The sequence below is a fragment of the Lentzea sp. genome (genome assembly GCF_036380075.1).
Classification (GTDB): domain Bacteria; phylum Actinomycetota; class Actinomycetes; order Mycobacteriales; family Pseudonocardiaceae; genus Lentzea.
This window is the reverse complement of record NZ_DASVFL010000302.1, coordinates 13,146-27,531: the sequence shown is the minus strand read 5'-3', so window position 1 is coordinate 27,531 and position 14,386 is coordinate 13,146. Positions and strand designations below refer to the sequence as shown.

The 14,386-nt window shown below is 71.4% G+C and carries 16 protein-coding genes and 1 riboswitch; of the genes, 11 read left to right on the top strand and 5 right to left on the bottom strand.

What is annotated here, in order from left to right:
- Nucleotides 1–42: 42 nt before the first annotated feature.
- Complete coding sequence (locus tag VF330_RS31860) at nt 43–1,131, top strand: FAD-dependent monooxygenase (protein WP_330855407.1); 1,089 nt, start codon at nt 43–45, stop codon at nt 1,129–1,131.
- On the opposite strand, the gene VF330_RS31855 is transcribed toward VF330_RS31860, so the two are convergent.
- A complete protein-coding gene (locus VF330_RS31855) occupies nt 1,112–2,680 on the bottom strand; it encodes a DUF6461 domain-containing protein (protein WP_330855406.1) in 1,569 nt (522 codons plus the stop codon). The two genes, VF330_RS31860 and VF330_RS31855, sit on opposite strands and share 20 nt — an antisense overlap.
- 89 nt (nt 2,681–2,769) lie before the next feature.
- Nucleotides 2,770–2,841: riboswitch (adenosylcobalamin-variant (AdoCbl-variant) riboswitch) on the top strand.
- 46 nt (nt 2,842–2,887) lie between these two features.
- On the opposite strand from VF330_RS31855, the gene VF330_RS31850 reads away from it, so the two are divergent.
- The 10 genes from VF330_RS31850 to surE all read left to right on the top strand — a co-directional run bounded on the left by VF330_RS31850 (nt 2,888) and on the right by surE (nt 12,344).
- Nucleotides 2,888–4,090 (top strand): LPXTG cell wall anchor domain-containing protein, encoded by a 1,203-nt coding sequence (locus tag VF330_RS31850; RefSeq protein ID WP_330855405.1) that lies wholly within the window; start codon nt 2,888–2,890, stop codon nt 4,088–4,090.
- On the top strand, nt 4,090–4,503 hold the full coding sequence (locus tag VF330_RS31845; RefSeq protein ID WP_330855404.1) for a hypothetical protein: 414 nt from the start codon (nt 4,090–4,092) through the stop codon (nt 4,501–4,503). The genes VF330_RS31850 and VF330_RS31845 overlap by 1 nt, the downstream gene beginning before the upstream one ends.
- Nucleotides 4,500–5,264, top strand: a complete 765-nt coding sequence (locus VF330_RS31840) for a hypothetical protein (protein WP_330855403.1) — start codon at nt 4,500–4,502, stop codon at nt 5,262–5,264. The genes VF330_RS31845 and VF330_RS31840 overlap by 4 nt, the downstream gene beginning before the upstream one ends.
- Nucleotides 5,261–6,292, top strand: coding sequence for an energy-coupling factor transporter transmembrane protein EcfT (locus VF330_RS31835; protein WP_330855402.1), 1,032 nt, complete (start codon nt 5,261–5,263; stop codon nt 6,290–6,292). Before VF330_RS31840 ends, VF330_RS31835 begins: the two co-directional genes overlap by 4 nt.
- Nucleotides 6,289–7,845: an ABC transporter ATP-binding protein gene (locus VF330_RS31830; protein ID WP_330855401.1), complete on the top strand. Its 1,557-nt coding sequence runs from the start codon at nt 6,289–6,291 to the stop codon at nt 7,843–7,845. Before VF330_RS31835 ends, VF330_RS31830 begins: the two co-directional genes overlap by 4 nt.
- Nucleotides 7,842–8,606 carry an ECF transporter S component gene (locus VF330_RS31825; RefSeq protein ID WP_330855400.1) on the top strand — a complete coding sequence of 255 codons (765 nt, stop codon included), beginning with the start codon at nt 7,842–7,844 and terminating at the stop codon, nt 8,604–8,606. The genes VF330_RS31830 and VF330_RS31825 overlap by 4 nt, the downstream gene beginning before the upstream one ends.
- Nucleotides 8,607–8,710: 104 nt before the next feature.
- Nucleotides 8,711–10,417 (top strand): family 20 glycosylhydrolase, encoded by a 1,707-nt coding sequence (locus tag VF330_RS31820; protein ID WP_414675502.1) that lies wholly within the window; start codon nt 8,711–8,713, stop codon nt 10,415–10,417.
- A 23-nt stretch (nt 10,418–10,440) separates the two neighbouring features.
- Entirely contained in the window at nt 10,441–10,626 is a 186-nt protein-coding gene (locus VF330_RS31815) for a hypothetical protein (RefSeq protein ID WP_330855398.1), read from the top strand.
- Nucleotides 10,627–10,678: 52 nt separating this feature from the next.
- Nucleotides 10,679–11,584, top strand: coding sequence for a 1-phosphofructokinase family hexose kinase (locus tag VF330_RS31810; protein ID WP_330855397.1), 906 nt, complete (start codon nt 10,679–10,681; stop codon nt 11,582–11,584).
- Between the two features lie 4 nt (nt 11,585–11,588).
- Complete coding sequence (surE, locus tag VF330_RS31805; RefSeq protein ID WP_330855396.1) at nt 11,589–12,344, top strand: 5'/3'-nucleotidase SurE; 756 nt, start codon at nt 11,589–11,591, stop codon at nt 12,342–12,344.
- Here surE and VF330_RS31800 read toward each other — a convergent pair.
- From VF330_RS31800 to VF330_RS31785, 4 genes are read right to left on the bottom strand one after another with little or no spacing between them, the layout of a single operon-like run.
- Nucleotides 12,307–12,636, bottom strand: coding sequence for a hypothetical protein (locus VF330_RS31800; RefSeq protein ID WP_330855395.1), 330 nt, complete (start codon nt 12,634–12,636; stop codon nt 12,307–12,309). The two genes, surE and VF330_RS31800, sit on opposite strands and share 38 nt — an antisense overlap.
- 9 nt (nt 12,637–12,645) lie before the next feature.
- Nucleotides 12,646–13,041 carry a DUF5313 family protein gene (locus VF330_RS31795; protein ID WP_330855394.1) on the bottom strand — a complete coding sequence of 132 codons (396 nt, stop codon included), beginning with the start codon at nt 13,039–13,041 and terminating at the stop codon, nt 12,646–12,648.
- Nucleotides 13,038–13,487 (bottom strand): MarR family transcriptional regulator, encoded by a 450-nt coding sequence (locus VF330_RS31790; RefSeq protein WP_330855393.1) that lies wholly within the window; start codon nt 13,485–13,487, stop codon nt 13,038–13,040. The genes VF330_RS31795 and VF330_RS31790 overlap by 4 nt, the downstream gene beginning before the upstream one ends.
- Nucleotides 13,488–13,542: 55 nt before the next feature.
- Nucleotides 13,543–14,379, bottom strand: a complete 837-nt coding sequence (locus VF330_RS31785; protein ID WP_330855392.1) for an alpha/beta hydrolase — start codon at nt 14,377–14,379, stop codon at nt 13,543–13,545.
- Nucleotides 14,380–14,386: the final 7 nt, after the last annotated feature.

The following is a 14,386-nucleotide window of genomic DNA, read 5'->3' as shown; positions in this document are numbered from 1 at the left end:
GTCGGCACCTTGTGGGCAACACCGACCCACAGGGGGAACACCATGACGAACGTCCTGATCTCCGGCGCCAGCATCGGCGGCCCCGCCCTCGCGTACTGGCTGCGCCACCACGGCTTCGACGTCACCGTCGTCGAGCGGGCCCGCGGCCTGCGCCCCGGCGGCCAGGCCATCGACGTGCGCGGCCCGGCACTGGAGGTCATCGAGCGCATGGGCCTCGGCGAGCGGCTGAGGTCGTTCAGCACGAACATGCGCGGCATGAACGTCGTCGACGCCGAAGGCAACGAGCTGTTCAGCTCCACCACCCGCACCATCAGCGGCGGCGACCTGTCGAGCCCCGACGTCGAGCTGCTCCGCGACGACCTGGCCGGGATGCTCTTCGACGCGGTCGAGGGCGTCGAGTACCTCTTCGACGACACGATCACCGCGATCGACGGCACCCGCGTCACCTTCGAGAAGGCCGCCCCGCGCGACTTCGACGTGGTCGTCGGCGCCGACGGCCTGCACTCCAACGTCCGCCGCCTGGTTTTCGGCCCCGAAGAGCGGTTCATCAGCCACCTCGGCGTCAACCTCGCCGTGTTCACCGCACCGAACTTCCTCGGGCTCGACCACTGGCAGACTTTCCAGCAGGGGGACGTGGTCGGCGGCGGCATCATGAGCGCCCGCTCCAACGCGGAATGCCGTGTGTACATGGGATTCAACGGCGTCACGTCGTTCGACCACCGCGACGTCGAGGCGCAGCGCCGCCTGCTGGCCGAGAAGTTCGAGGGTGCCGGCTGGGCGTGGCCGACCGCGCTCAAGCACATGTGGGAGGCGCCGGACTTCCACTTCGACTCGATGAGCCAGATCCGCATGGACAGCTGGTCGCGCGGCAACGTCGTGCTGCTCGGCGACGCGGGCTACTGCGGTTCCCCGCTGTCCGGGCAGGGCACCAGCATGGCGCTGGTCGGCGCGTACGTGCTGGCCGGCGAGCTGGCCAAGGACCCGACGACCGCCTTCGAGCGCTACGAGGAGGTCCTGCGGCCGTACGTGACGGCCAACCAGGACATGGCCTTGCGCAACCAGGAGAGCGGCGGCGCGCCGATCCCGGAGTTCGACGAGATCGTGAACAGCCTCATTCTTCCCCACTACTGAACAGGTTCCCGACGGCGGCGGCGAGGTCCTCTCGCGGGAGCTCGGTGCGGGTGAAGCGGACGACCGCGGTGATCCCCTTCGCGCTGAGGTGCCGGAGGTCCTCGAAGTCGAGCCCGGCCAGTGCGGCGGCGACCTCCGGGTCGTCGCCGTAGTCGGCGTCCTTCCACGGTTCCGCCGAACCGAGCAGCGCGCCGTCCCTGGCGAACGACAGCCGCCGGTCGGAGTTGACGTTCCAGAACAGGCTGGCGGCGCTCCCGTTGCGGGACAGTCGCTTCAGCACCTCGGGCCCGGAGCCGACCCAGTTGTCGAGCTCCAGGACCACGGTCCCGCCGTCGATCTCGACGGCGAGCGAGTCCTCCTCGAAGTCGCCGACCACGTCGTCGACGCCGAGGCCGGTCACGACCGTGACGGTCGCCGCGTCGCCGAGCAGTGCGGGCAGCCACCGCAGCGCCGCCTCCGGTGCGGTCCTGGGCGCGGGCTCGGGTTCGCCGCGCAGCCGGTGACCGACCCGGTCCGTCTTCTTGAGCACGAGCGGGTCCGCGTGAGGTGCCGGCCAGATCAGCAGTTCGTGGCGTTCTTCGTCGTCACCGTCCCGGCCGCGGGCGTGCGCCCGGACCCGGAACTCCCCCGGCCAGGGCGGCAGAGCACCGCGGCCGAGCCGGGCGTCGCCCTTCACCGCGGTGAAGCTGACCTCGGCCACCTCGTCCCAGATCGAGGTCATCGGCTCGCCCGGTTCGTCGAGCGCCACCCGCACGAACACCGGGACGCTGCCCTCCCGGACCCCCGTGCGCACGGCGAAACCGGTGTCGACCGCGGAGACGAGTCCCGTCACCGAGAAGTCCGTGCCGGGAAAGCCCGGCTCTTCCACGAACACGAACTCGTGGTCGAACACCGGCACGTTGGTCTGCCAGTACGAGCCCTTGTACTCGGCGCGCCGCTTCTCCAGCATCGCCCGGGCGTACGCGGGAGGCTTCCCGATCGACGGCAGCAGCAGCGCGGTCACCCCGATCGCGATGCCGATGATCGCCACCGGATCGGTGGAGGTCGGTGTGCCGACAGCGCGCAGGACGGCCGCCGACACCGCCACGGCCAGTGCGAGGTGTGCCGCTCCGTGCTGGGCGGCGATCGCCGCCTCGTCACCGCTCGCCCCGCTCAGGTCGAGCAGTCCCGTCATCGACCGCACGTGGTCGGTGACCAGTTCGATCGCCCCGGGATGTGCCGCCGCCACGAACGCGACCGGCCTCCTCAGCGCGCTTTCGCGGCCGAGCGACACGAACCCGAAGGTCCCGTTGCCGGGTGGGCGCAGACCGGCCACCACGTCCGCGGGCGCGTGCAGGGGCAGCGCGGCGACGCCCAGTTCCAGTGCGCCCAGCAACCGTTCCGCGGCCAGACCGGGAAACGCGTCGAGTGCTTGCTGCGCGGCAGTTCCGTGCTGCGGACCACGTCGCTCCCGCGGTTGGTACCGGCCCAGCTCCGCCGCCGGCTCCGGCGGGATCAGCGCCTCGATCGACGCCACCGCAGCCAGGACCGACTCCTCGAACTCCCCCATGCCGCCGATTGTCGCAGCCGATGGCCCGGCTCACAGCCATTTGACTCGGGTAGGCCGAACCCGCACGATCCAGGGGACAACAGCATCCGCACGCCGCGGGGGAAGCCGGTGGAACTCCGGCACTGACCCGCAACGGTGAAAGTCCGACTGCCCGTGGCGCGCGGCAGCTCCACTCACCCGTCGAGGACAGCGGGACAGGGAGGCGTAGTGATCAGGAAGTCCGCGCTGGTCGCGGTCATCGCGGCCGCGCTGGTGGCGACACCGCAGGCGCAGGCCGCCGAGGTGTCGCCGAGCACGTGGCTGGCAGGCCAGTTCGCCGGGGGCGACCGGCTGCTGAGGTTCCCCAACGACCCGGCGTCCGGTGATCCCGGACTCACCGCCGACGGCATCTACGCGCTGGCCGCGGCCAAGGCCGGCAAGTCGACCGCGACGAAGGCCGCCGCGTGGCTGGCCGCGTCGCCGCAGCTGGAGACGTTCGTCGGGGACGGCGACGCCGAGTCGTACGTCGGTGGTCTCACGAAGCTCGCGCTCGTCGCGCAGACGCTGGGCACGGACCCGGCGGAGTTCGGCGGGGTCGACCTGCTGGACCGGCTCGGCGCGCTGCAGGAGCCCTCGGGGAGGTTCCGCGACCGGACCGACCCGTCGTTCGACCAGACCAACGCGTTCACGCAGGCGTTGGCGATCATCGTGCTGAAGCGCGCCGGTCAGGACGTCGCGAAGCCGGTGGCGTTCCAGGCCGCGGCGCAGTGCCCGGACGGCGGTTTCCCCATCGTGTTCGGCGAAGCGGTCTGCAAGTCCGATGTGGACGGAACCGCGCAGGTGCTCCAGGCGCTGCTCGCGGCGGGGGAGAAGACCGCGTCCGCCAAGGCCCTCGACTGGCTCGTGGCGCAGCAGCAGGCCGACGGCGGGTTCCAGGCGATGACGCCGCCCACGAACGCCAACACCACCGGTCTCGCGGTGGGCGCGCTGGTCGCCGGCGGTCGCACCGCCGCGGCGGACAAGGCCGTGGCGTTCCTGAAGACGTTGCAGGTCGGATGTGCCGCGCCCGAGGCTCAGCGGGGTGCGATCGCGTTCGACGGCAACGGTTTCGACGCCGGAACGGTCGTGCGCTCGACCGTGCAGGGCATGCTCGGGCTCGCGCGGGTGAGCCTCGCCGAGGTGTCGGCGTCGTCCGCCACGGCCGGCGTGCCCGCGATCGACTGCACCACCACGCCTCCGTCGTCCACGACCCCCGAACCCACCGTCCCTGCACCGGCCGGTCCCGAGGCGCCGGTCACCCAGCCGGTCGCCCCGCCGCTCGCCGCCACCGGTCCGGACCAGGCCGTCCCGCTGACGCTGGCCGGTTCGTTCGCGGTGCTCGCCGGCGCCGTGCTCCTCGTCGTCTCCCGTCGTCGGAAGGGTGGTGCGTGATGCGCCGCGTCCTCGCTGTCCTCGCCCTGCTGGCGAGCACGTTCGTCGTCACGTCCCCCGCCTCCGCCGACGCTTGCGCGGGCGTGAAGGTCGTCGTGGACTTCTCCGCGTTCGGCGGTGGCGTCCAGACCGGGTGTGCCGCAGGTGATCCGGCCACCGGACTGACCGCGCTGACCGGCGCGGGCTTCACCTACTCGTTCGTGCCGCGCCAGCCCGGTTTCGTCTGCCGCGTCAACGCGCTGCCGAACCCGTGCACCGCGCCGACCACCAGCGCGTACTGGTCGTACTGGCACGGCACGCCCGGCGGCACCTGGACCTACAGCACCTCGGGCGCGGGCAGCCACGACCCGGCGCCGGGCACGGTCGAGGGCTGGGCGTTCGGCCCCGGCACCGCTCCGGGCGCCACTCCGTGAGGAGGCTCTTCTTCGCGCTGGCACTGGTGATCGCACTCGCACCGGTGCCGGCACGGGCCGCGGGCTGCGACGGCGTGACCGTCGTCGTCGACTTCCGCGGCCTCGGGGGCGGCGTCCAGCAGGGCTGCGCGCCGGGCAGTCCCGGCTCTGGGGTCGCGGCGCTGACCGCGGCCGGGTTCGGCTACACCTACGCGTCGCGCCAGCCCGGGTTCGTCTGCCGCATCAACGCCAAACCGGGCACGGACGCGGACAAGTGCGTCAACGCGTCCCCCGCCACGGCCTACTGGTCGTACTGGCACGCACCGGCCGGGGGCGCCTGGTCGTACAGCAACCAGGGCGCCGCGACGTTCGTGCCGTCCCGCGGAACCGTGGAGGGCTGGGCGTTCGGGGCGGGGGAGCAGCCGGGCATCGCACCACCCGCGGCTCCGGCACCGCAGCCGCCCGCGCCTCCGCAGGTCCCCGCACCCCCGCCGCCTCCTGCCGGGCAGCCGCCCGTGCAGCAACCACCGGCGGTCACCACGACCACCACGACCGTTGCACCGCCGGTTTCTTCCTCTGCGGCAACCACTTCCGCGTCGACGTCCACGACGTCTTCGTCGTCGGCGGCGGAGACGTCGGCCGTCGCTGACCGCAGCACGCCTGTGGCGCAGGAGAAGTCCGGCTCGGGCCGGCTCTGGACGGTGCTCGGCGTACTGGTGATCGTCGCGCTCGCTGTCACCGGACTGCTCGTCGCACGGCGCCGGCGCGGCGCGGAAGAGTGAGGCTGCACTCCGGCGCGTGGTGGCTCTGGGCCCTCGGCCTGGCCACCGCCGCCAGCCGCACCACCAACCCTTTGGTGCTGGGCCTGGTCCTGGCCGTCGCGGGCGTGGTCGTCGTGACGTGCCGGGCGCCCACGCCGTGGGCCGGGACCTACGGCGTGTTCCTCAGGTTCGGCCTGCTGGTCATCGGCCTGCGGGTGGTGCTGCACGTGTTCCTCGGCGGCATCGCGGGCCCGACGGTCCTGTTCACGCTGCCGCAGATCCCGCTACCGGACTGGGCGCGGGGCATCCGCGTCGGCGGCCCGGTCAGCGCGGAGGGCCTGGTCTTCGCGCTGTACCAGGGACTGCTCCTCGCGACGATCCTCGGCTGCGTCGGCGCCGCCAACGCCCTCGCCAACCCGAAACGCCTGCTCCGCTCGCTCCCGGCCGCGCTGTACGAGGTGAGCGTCGCCGTCGTGGTGGCGCTCACCGTCGCACCGCAGCTGGTCGCGTCCGCGCGGTCGGTGCGGCGGGCACGGCAACTGCGCGGCGACACCGCCCGCGGCGCGCGAGCGATCCGCACGATGCTGGTGCCGGTGCTGGAGGACGCACTCGACCGGTCGCTGGTGCTGGCGGCGTCCATGGACTCGCGCGGTTACGGCCGCACGGCGGGCATCTCGCGCAGGGATCGCGCGCTGACCGGGACGTTGGTGCTGGCCGGCCTGTTCGGGTTCTGCATCGGCACGTACGGGCTGCTCTCCGACGCCTACACCGGCTGGCCGCTGCTCGCGGTCGGCGGTGTGCTGGCCGTCGCGGGTCTGCGGGTCGGCGCACGGCGGGTGCCGCGCACGCGTTACCGCCCGGACCGGTGGACGCCACGAGCGATCGGCGTGGCGTTGAGCGGCGTGACGGGCGCGGTCGTGCTGGTGTTCTCGGGAGATCCGGCGCTGTCGCCGTCGACGGTGCCGCTGGCCGCACCGGAACTGCCGCTGCTTCCGGCGCTCGGCGTGCTGGTGGCGTTGGCACCGCTCGTGTTGGTGGGGGAGACATGATCCAGTTCGAGAACGTCACGATCACCTACGCCGGCGAGCCGGTGCTGCGGGACATCTCCGTGGAGATCCCCGAAGGCGAGCTGTGCCTGGTCGTCGGCCGCACCGGTTCCGGCAAGTCGACGTTGCTGCGGGCGGTCAACGGACTCGTCCCGCACTTCAGCGGCGGCACCCTCGCCGGACGCGTCCTGGTCGGCGGCCGCGACACCGCGCACTTCCCGCCGCGCGAACTGGCCGACGTGGTCGGGTTCGTCGGCCAGGACCCGGTCGCGGGCTTCGTCGCGGACAACGTGGAGGACGAGCTCGCGTACTCGATGGAGTCCCTGGGCCTGTCGAACGACGTGATGCGCAAGCGCGTCGAGGAGACCCTCGACCTGCTTGGCCTCGCGGCACTCCGCGACCGTCCACTCGCGACGTTGTCCGGCGGCCAGCAGCAACGGGTCGCGATCGGCGCGGCCCTCACCGCGCACCCGAACGTCCTCGTCCTCGACGAACCCACCTCGGCCCTCGACCCCGGCGCCGCCGAGGACGTTCTCGCTGCCGTGCAACGACTCGTGCACGACCTCGGCATGACCGTGGTGATCGCCGAGCACCGCCTGGAGCGTGTCGCGCAGTACGCCGACCGCGCTCTCCTCCTCCCGCAGGGCACGATCGGCGGCGTCGGCGAGGTGCTCGCGGAAGCACCGGTCGCGCCACCCGTCGTGCGGCTCGCACAAGTGGCGGGGTGGTCGCCGGTGCCGGTCTCGGTCCGCGACGCACGCCGGGTCGCGGCACCGCTGCGCGCGAAGCTCACCGAACCCGCGGCCGAGGCACCTCCGGCCGTCGAGCCGTTGCTGGCGGTCAAGGACGTCGTGGTCCGGTACGGCGACGTCCAGGCCGTGCGCGGGGTCTCGCTCGCCGTCGGCGCCGGCGAACGGGTCGCGGTGATGGGCCGCAACGGTTCCGGCAAGTCGTCGCTGCTCTGGGCGGTGCAGGGCAGCGGAAAGCGCACGTCCGGCACGGTCGGCGTCAACGGCACCGACCCGAAGGCGGTGAAGCCCGCCGAACGCCGCAGGACCGTCGCGCTGGTTCCGCAGCAGCCGTCCGACCTGCTCTACCTGGAGACCGTCGCGGAGGAGTGCGCGCAGGCCGACCAGGAGACCGGCCACCCGTCCGGTATCTGCCGAGAGCTGCTCGACGGCCTGGCGAACGTCCCGCAGGACGCGCACCCGCGCGATCTCTCCGAAGGCCAGCGGCTGGCGCTCGTGCTCGCCGTCATGCTCACCGGCGCACCGGACGTGCTGCTGCTCGACGAACCGACGCGCGGACTCGACTACCCGGCCAAAGAAGCGCTCGCCGCGACGCTGAAGAGCCTCGGCAGCGCGATCGTCCTCGCCACGCACGACGTGGAGTTCGTCGCCGAGTACGCGACGAGAGTGGTCGTGATGGCCGAGGGCGAGGTAGTCGCGGACGGACCGGCGCGCGAGGTCGTCACGTCGTCGCCGATCTTCGCGCCGCAGGTCAGCAAGGTCCTCGGCCCGTGGCTGACGGTCGCCGACGTCGAGGCGGCCCTGTGATCGCGGTCCGCGCGAGGTCCGCGGTCGCCCTGGCGGTGTCCGGGGTGATCGGCCTGGCGGCGTTCACGTGGCCGCTGTTCGTGGCGCCGTCGAGCGACGTCGCGCACGGCGGCGACGCGCTGTGGACGTTCGCGCTGCTGTTGCCGCTGGTGCTCGCCGTGGTGCTGGCGGAGCTCAGCGACAAGGGCATGGACTCCAGGGCGATCGCGATGCTCGGCGTGCTGTCCGCCCTCGGCGCGGCGATCCGGCCGCTCGGCGCAGGCACCGCGGGCATCGAGACGATCTTCTTCCTGATGGTGCTGGGCGGCAGGGTGTTCGGGCCGGGCTTCGGGTTCGTGCTGGGCAACACGACGTTGTTCGCCTCGGCCCTGCTCACCGGCGGCGTCGGGCCGTGGCTGCCGTACCAGATGCTCGGCGCCGCCTGGGTCGCGCTCGGCGCGGGGCTGCTGCCGCGGTGGCGAGGCAGGGCCGAGATCGCGCTGCTCGCCGCCTACGGCGTGGTCAGCTCGCTGGTCTACGGGTTCCTGCTCAACCTGTCGTTCTGGCCGTTCGCGGTCGGCGAGGGCACGTCGGTGAGCTTCGACCCGGACGCGCCGGCGGGCGCGAACCTCGTGAAGCTGGCGGCGTTCACGCTCGCCACCTCGCTCGGGTGGGACCTCGGCCGGGCCGTGACGACCGCGCTGCTGGTCGTGGTGACGGGTCCGGTGCTGCTGCGCACGCTGCGGCGGGCGTCCAGGAAGGCGTCCTTCCTTCCGGGGTAATTGGCCCAGACCATTGACGGCGAACGGCAGGGGTGGCCAGGCTGGTCAGCGGGTCGCCGCCCCCGACTCGTGAAGGAGGAGTCGTGAGAACTCGCGTTCTCGCCGTGGTCGTCGCCGTGACCGCCGCGCTCTCCGTGAGCGCGCAGTCGCAGGCCGCGGAGCCGCTGCAGAGCCTGGTCCCGGTGCCCGTCTCGGTCCAGGCCAGATCCGGCGTCACGCACACCCTGACGACCGGCACCAAGATCTACACCGCCCCGGCCGCACGGGACGCGGGGAACTTCCTGGCGGGCGTGCTGCGACCGTCCACGGGCTTCCCGCTGCCCGTCTCCGACACGACCGGCACATCGTCCGACGGCATCTCGCTGCTGCTCTCGGGCGCGCCGGCGACCGTCGGTCAGCAGGGCTACCAGCTCGACGTGGCCGCGAGCTCGATCGTGCTGCGCGCGAACACCTCCGAAGGCCTGTTCGCGGGCGTCCAGACGTTGCGGCAACTCCTGCCCGCGGCCGTCGAGAGCACGACCGCGCAACCCGGTCCGTGGACCGTGCCGGGTGCGTTGGTCGTCGACTACCCGCGGTTCTCCTACAGGGCGTCGATGCTCGACGTGGCCCGCCACTTCCACCCCGTCGCGTCGGTGAAGCGGTACATCGACCAGCTGGCGCTCTACAAGATCAACTACTTCCACCTGCACCTGAGCGACGACCAGGGCTGGCGGATCCAGGTCGACAGCTGGCCGCGCCTCACCACGTACGGCGGCAGCACGCAGGTCGGCGGCGGTGCCGGCGGCTACTTCACCAAGGCGCAGTACAGCGAGATCGTGCAGTACGCGGCCGCGCGCAAGATCACGGTGATCCCCGAGATCGACCTGCCCGGCCACACCAACGCCGCCCTCGCCTCGTACGCGGAGCTCAACTGCGACGGCCGGGCCCCGGCGCTGCGCACGGACACCGAGGTCGGCTACTCCTCGCTGTGCGTGAACAAGGAGATCACGTACCAGTTCGTCGACGACGTGGTGCGCGAGATCGCCGCTCTCACGCCCGGCCCGTACTTCCACCTCGGCGGCGACGAGGCGCACTCGACCTCCGAGGCGGACTACCAGACGTTCATGACCCGCGTGCTGCCGATCGTGAAGAAGTACGGCAAGACCGCGGTCGGCTGGCACGAGTTCGTCAAGACCACGACCGACACCACCGCGATCCCGCAGTACTGGGGCACCACGACGTCCAACGCGGTGGTGCAGGCAGCGGCGGCGCGTGGCAACAAGGTCATCATGTCGCCCGCCAACAAGGCGTACATCGACCAGAAGTACAACTCCAGCACGCCGCTGGGCCTGTCGTGGGCCGGTCTCATCGAGGTCCAGGACGCCTACAACTGGAACCCCGGCACGCACCTGAGCGGCGTCTTCGAGTCGTCGGTGTTCGGCGTCGAAGCTCCACTGTGGACGGAAACGCTGGTGACCTCGCGCGACATCGAGTTCATGGCGTTCCCGCGGCTCGCCGGGCACGCCGAGCTCGGCTGGTCGCCGTGGTCGACGCACAACTGGGACCAGTTCAAGGTGCGCCTGGGCAACCAGGCCCCGCGCTGGACGACCATGGGCATCAACTTCTACCGGTCGCCGCAGGTGCCGTGGGACACCGGCGGCCCGCCGCCCGGCCCGTGCGCGCAGCCCGCGTGGGAGCGCTCGAAGGTCTACAACGGCGGCGACGCGGTCTCGCACGGCGGCCACAGGTGGACCGCGAAGTGGTGGACGCAGGGCGAGGAGCCCGGCACCACCGGCCAGTGGGGCGTCTGGCGCGACGACGGCGTTTGCTGAGCCGTTCGGGGTACTCGCGGGTCATGACTGATCCAGAAGTGGCCGAGGAGTTCGCGGAAGAGGCGGGTGTCGACCCCACGCCCCAGGAGGTCGACGAGTACCGCGAGATGACGGAACCGGGCGAGTGGCGCGCCGACGAGAAGATGGGGCCCGGCGGCGCGCCACCACCACAGGACGGGGACGACCCGACCGGGGGCTCCGGCGCGTGAACTAGAAGGGGACGGGCGAATATCGCCCGTCCCCTTGGGGTATCAGGATGTCGTGGATGCCCGAGTTGCCGTATTTGCCCCTTCCCCTCAGCTGACCGTCACCGTCGAGGACCTCGACGGTGAGCCGGACGTGCACCTGCACGCCGGCGGCCAGGGTTTCTGGCAGTCCAGGATGATCGCCGCGCTGGGCGTCGAAGCCGTCGTCTGCGCGACGTTCGGCGGCGAGACAGGCCGTGTGCTGAAGACCCTCTTAGAAGGTGAACACGTCGAGCTGCACGCGCGGGACGTTGCCGCGCGCAACGGCGCCTACGTGCACGATCGCCGTGACGGCAGCCGTTCCGAGATGGTCGAGATGCTGCCCGACGCGCTGTCGCGGCACGAGCTCGACGACGTGTACGAGTCGGCGTTGCTGGAGGGCATCCGCGCGGGCACGGCGGTGCTCAGCGGGCCGTCCGACGACCGCGTGCTGCCGCACGAGACGTACTTCCGGCTCACCTCCGACCTGACGAACAACGGCTGCCGCGTGATCGTGGACCTGGCGGGCGACCGGCTGGCCGAGGCCGTGCGCGGCGGCCCGCACGTCGTGAAGGTCTCGCACGAGGAGCTCGGCGAGGAGGATCTGGCCAAGCTCATCGAGAAGGCGCGGGAGATCGCGAAGTCGTGCGTGCACGGCGTGGTCGTCTCACGGGCCGACGAACCTGCGTTGGCGTTGCTGGAGGACAAGCTCTACCTGGTGCGGATGCCGAAGCTGGAGCCCGTCGACACGCGGGGCGCCGGCGACTCCATGACCGCGGGGATTTCAGCCGGCCTCGCGCTGGGTATGTCGTTGGACGACGCGGTGAAGCTCGGCGCGGCGGCGGGCGCGGTGAACGTGACCCGGCACGGCCTCGGCAGTGGCGGGGGAGAAGCCGTGCGCGAGCTGAGCAAGCGCGTGGAACTGGAGCCGATCGAGGAATGAGCGGATGCGGGCGCTGATCACGAACGACGACGGAATCGACTCTCCCGGTCTGCTGACCCTGGCGTCGGCCGCGGTCTCGTGCGGACTGGACGTGGTGGTGGCGGCACCGTCCACGCAGGCCAGCGGCACGAGCGCCTCGGTGGCGGCCGTCGGTGACACCGGCCGTGTGGTCAGCGCGCGCCGCACGTTGCCCGGACTGAACGCGGAGGCCTGGGCCGTCGCGGCCCACCCCGGGCTGATCTCGCTGATCGCCTGCCGGGGAGGCTTCGGCGGCAAGCCCGACGTGGTGCTGTCCGGCATCAACCTCGGCGCGAACGTGGGCCGCGCGGTCCTGCACTCCGGCACCGTCGGCGCGGCGCTGACGGCCCACCTGAACGACGTCGCGGCGCTGGCCGTCTCGCTCGACGTGGGGTTGGACGGGCCCGAACCGTTGTGGGACAAGGCCGGCGAGGCCGTGCGCGCCGTCCTGCCGGTGCTGCTCGACATGCCCGCCGCGACGGTGCTCTCGCTGAACGTGCCGAACACCGTTGACGTGCAAGGACTCCGCTGGGCCGACCTCGCGCGCTTCGGCACCGTGCAGAGCCGGGTGGACGACGTGGGTGAGAACGAGGTCGAGCTGGTCCACGTGTACTCCGAGGACGAGCCGGATCCCGGCACCGACGCGGCACTGCTGGACTCCGGCTACGCGACGCTGACGTCGCTGCTGTCCATCTCCGCCGCGCCTACTTCCGATCTGCCCTTGCCGGCCTGGCCAGCGTGATCACGAGCCCGATCACCGCCGTGCGGATCTGCAGGAACCCCTCGGGTGTGACGTCGTCGAGGGAGAACGCCGAGATCCCGAACCCCAGCAACAGCACCAGTCCGTACATCCGCGCGGTGTCGGGCCGCCAGGCCATGACGATGCCCATGACCCCGACGCCGATCTGGATGATGTGGTAGTTCGGGTCCAACCTGAACAGGTCCAGCCACCCGAACGCCAGCTGCAGCACCCCGGCCGTCAGCGTGAGCACCTGTGGCCTCGTGAACCGGAACTGGTCGCTCAACAAGGCCATGGGTGGTCCCTACCCTTCGGATCGCCGCCACACCGCGTCGTACTTCGCCTGCCGGTCGCGGTCCCGCACGGCGTTTCTCTCGCGGCGACCAGCGGTCGCCGACCCTCGTGGATACCCGTACTTGGTGAGGCGGTGGTCCACGCTCTCGGGCGCGTAGGACAGCGCGAAGTACAGTCCTACAACGAAACCGAGCCCACCGCACGCGACTGCCAGCGGCCACGGCGACCCGAGCCAGAACACGAGCGCCAGCGTGATGGCCGCCGTCAGCGGGGTGACCTGCACCAGGCTGCGGACCGTGAACCGCAGCAACCACTTCGGACCGGTCACGTCGTCGTAGACGAACTCCCTGTACTTCTGCGGAAGCCTGCCTCCCGCGTAGTACCAGGCCTTCAGCGCGGGGTTCACCGCGTGGCCTTCGCGATCACCTTGTGCAGCACCTGGTTCAGCTGCGCGAGTTCTTCGAACGTCATGTCCAGCTGCTCCACGACCTTGAAGGGGATCTTCAAAGCCTCCCTCCTGAGCTCCTGCCCCTGTTCGGTCAGGGTCAGCGCCAGGGCCCGCTCGTCGCTTCTGTCCCGCTGCCGCTCGACGTACCCGATGGCCTCCAGCCGCTTGAGCAGCGGGCTGAGGGTGCCGGGGTCGAGCTGCAGGACGCCGCTCAGGTCCTTCACCGTGCGCGGCGACCTCTCCCACAGAGCCAGCATCACCAGGTACTGGGGATGCGTGAGGTTCAACGGCTCCAGGATGGGGCGGTAGACCGCGATGACGGTCCTGGATGCCACGGCGAGGGCGAAACAAACCTGACGCTCGAGCTCGAGCGGGTTCTCCGGGATGCTTGGTGTACTAATCATTGGTGTACACACTATCTCGGGGCCGGCGCCGGGTCCACCGGGTGTGGCGCGTTGCTCAGTTCGCCGCGTGCTTCAGCGCCTCGGCCAGCACCTCCGCCGTCACGGCCGCGCCCGCCGCGGTCATCACGGTCCCGCCGTGGTCCACCCCGGTGATCAGCACCGGCTCGTGCAACACCGCGAGTTCCGAGGCGTAGGCGTGGGCCCGTTCGACGCTGTAGGCCGGCGGCGAGTCCGGGCCGGTGCTCCACTCGGCGTGCACGAACCACGTCGGCACGGTCAGCTCCTGCCAGCGCGACGAGCCGAAGACGACGTCCTTGGTGTCGGCTGCCAAGGTCTCCGCGGACAGCCTCAGGTGACCGTCGGCGGTCAGGTCGTGGGCGTAGTACTCGCGGATCAACGGGTCGGTGACGTCGGTAAGCGGGTTGAGCGTGGCGTGTACCGCCAGATAGTCGTCGAGCGTCCACGTGCGTTGACGAGCGGCCAGCTGTGGGGCCATCACGGCCGTGAGGGTTTCCTCGGTCAGTTGGGCGTGGGCGGGCATGGGGAGGCCGCCGTCCACGAGGACGAGCGCGCGCACTCGGTCCGGATAGCGCACAGCCAGGTCCACGGCCACATAGCCGCCCATGGACATGCCGGCGACGGTTGCCGAGTCCAGCTCCAAGGCGTCGAGCACGCGGACCATGTCGTCGGCGTGCTGCTTGATCGTGGCGCCCGCCAGGTTCGAACTGTCGCCGCGACCGCGCAGGTCCGGCGTGACGAGCGTGATGTCGTGGGTTGCCACCCAGTTCCACAGCTTGCGGCTGCCGCTCACGCCGTGGATGGCCAGCACCGGTGCGGTGCCGCCGTCGTGGACCTCGACGGCCAGGTCGCCGCCCTCTACCGCTACGCGCATGCGTGGT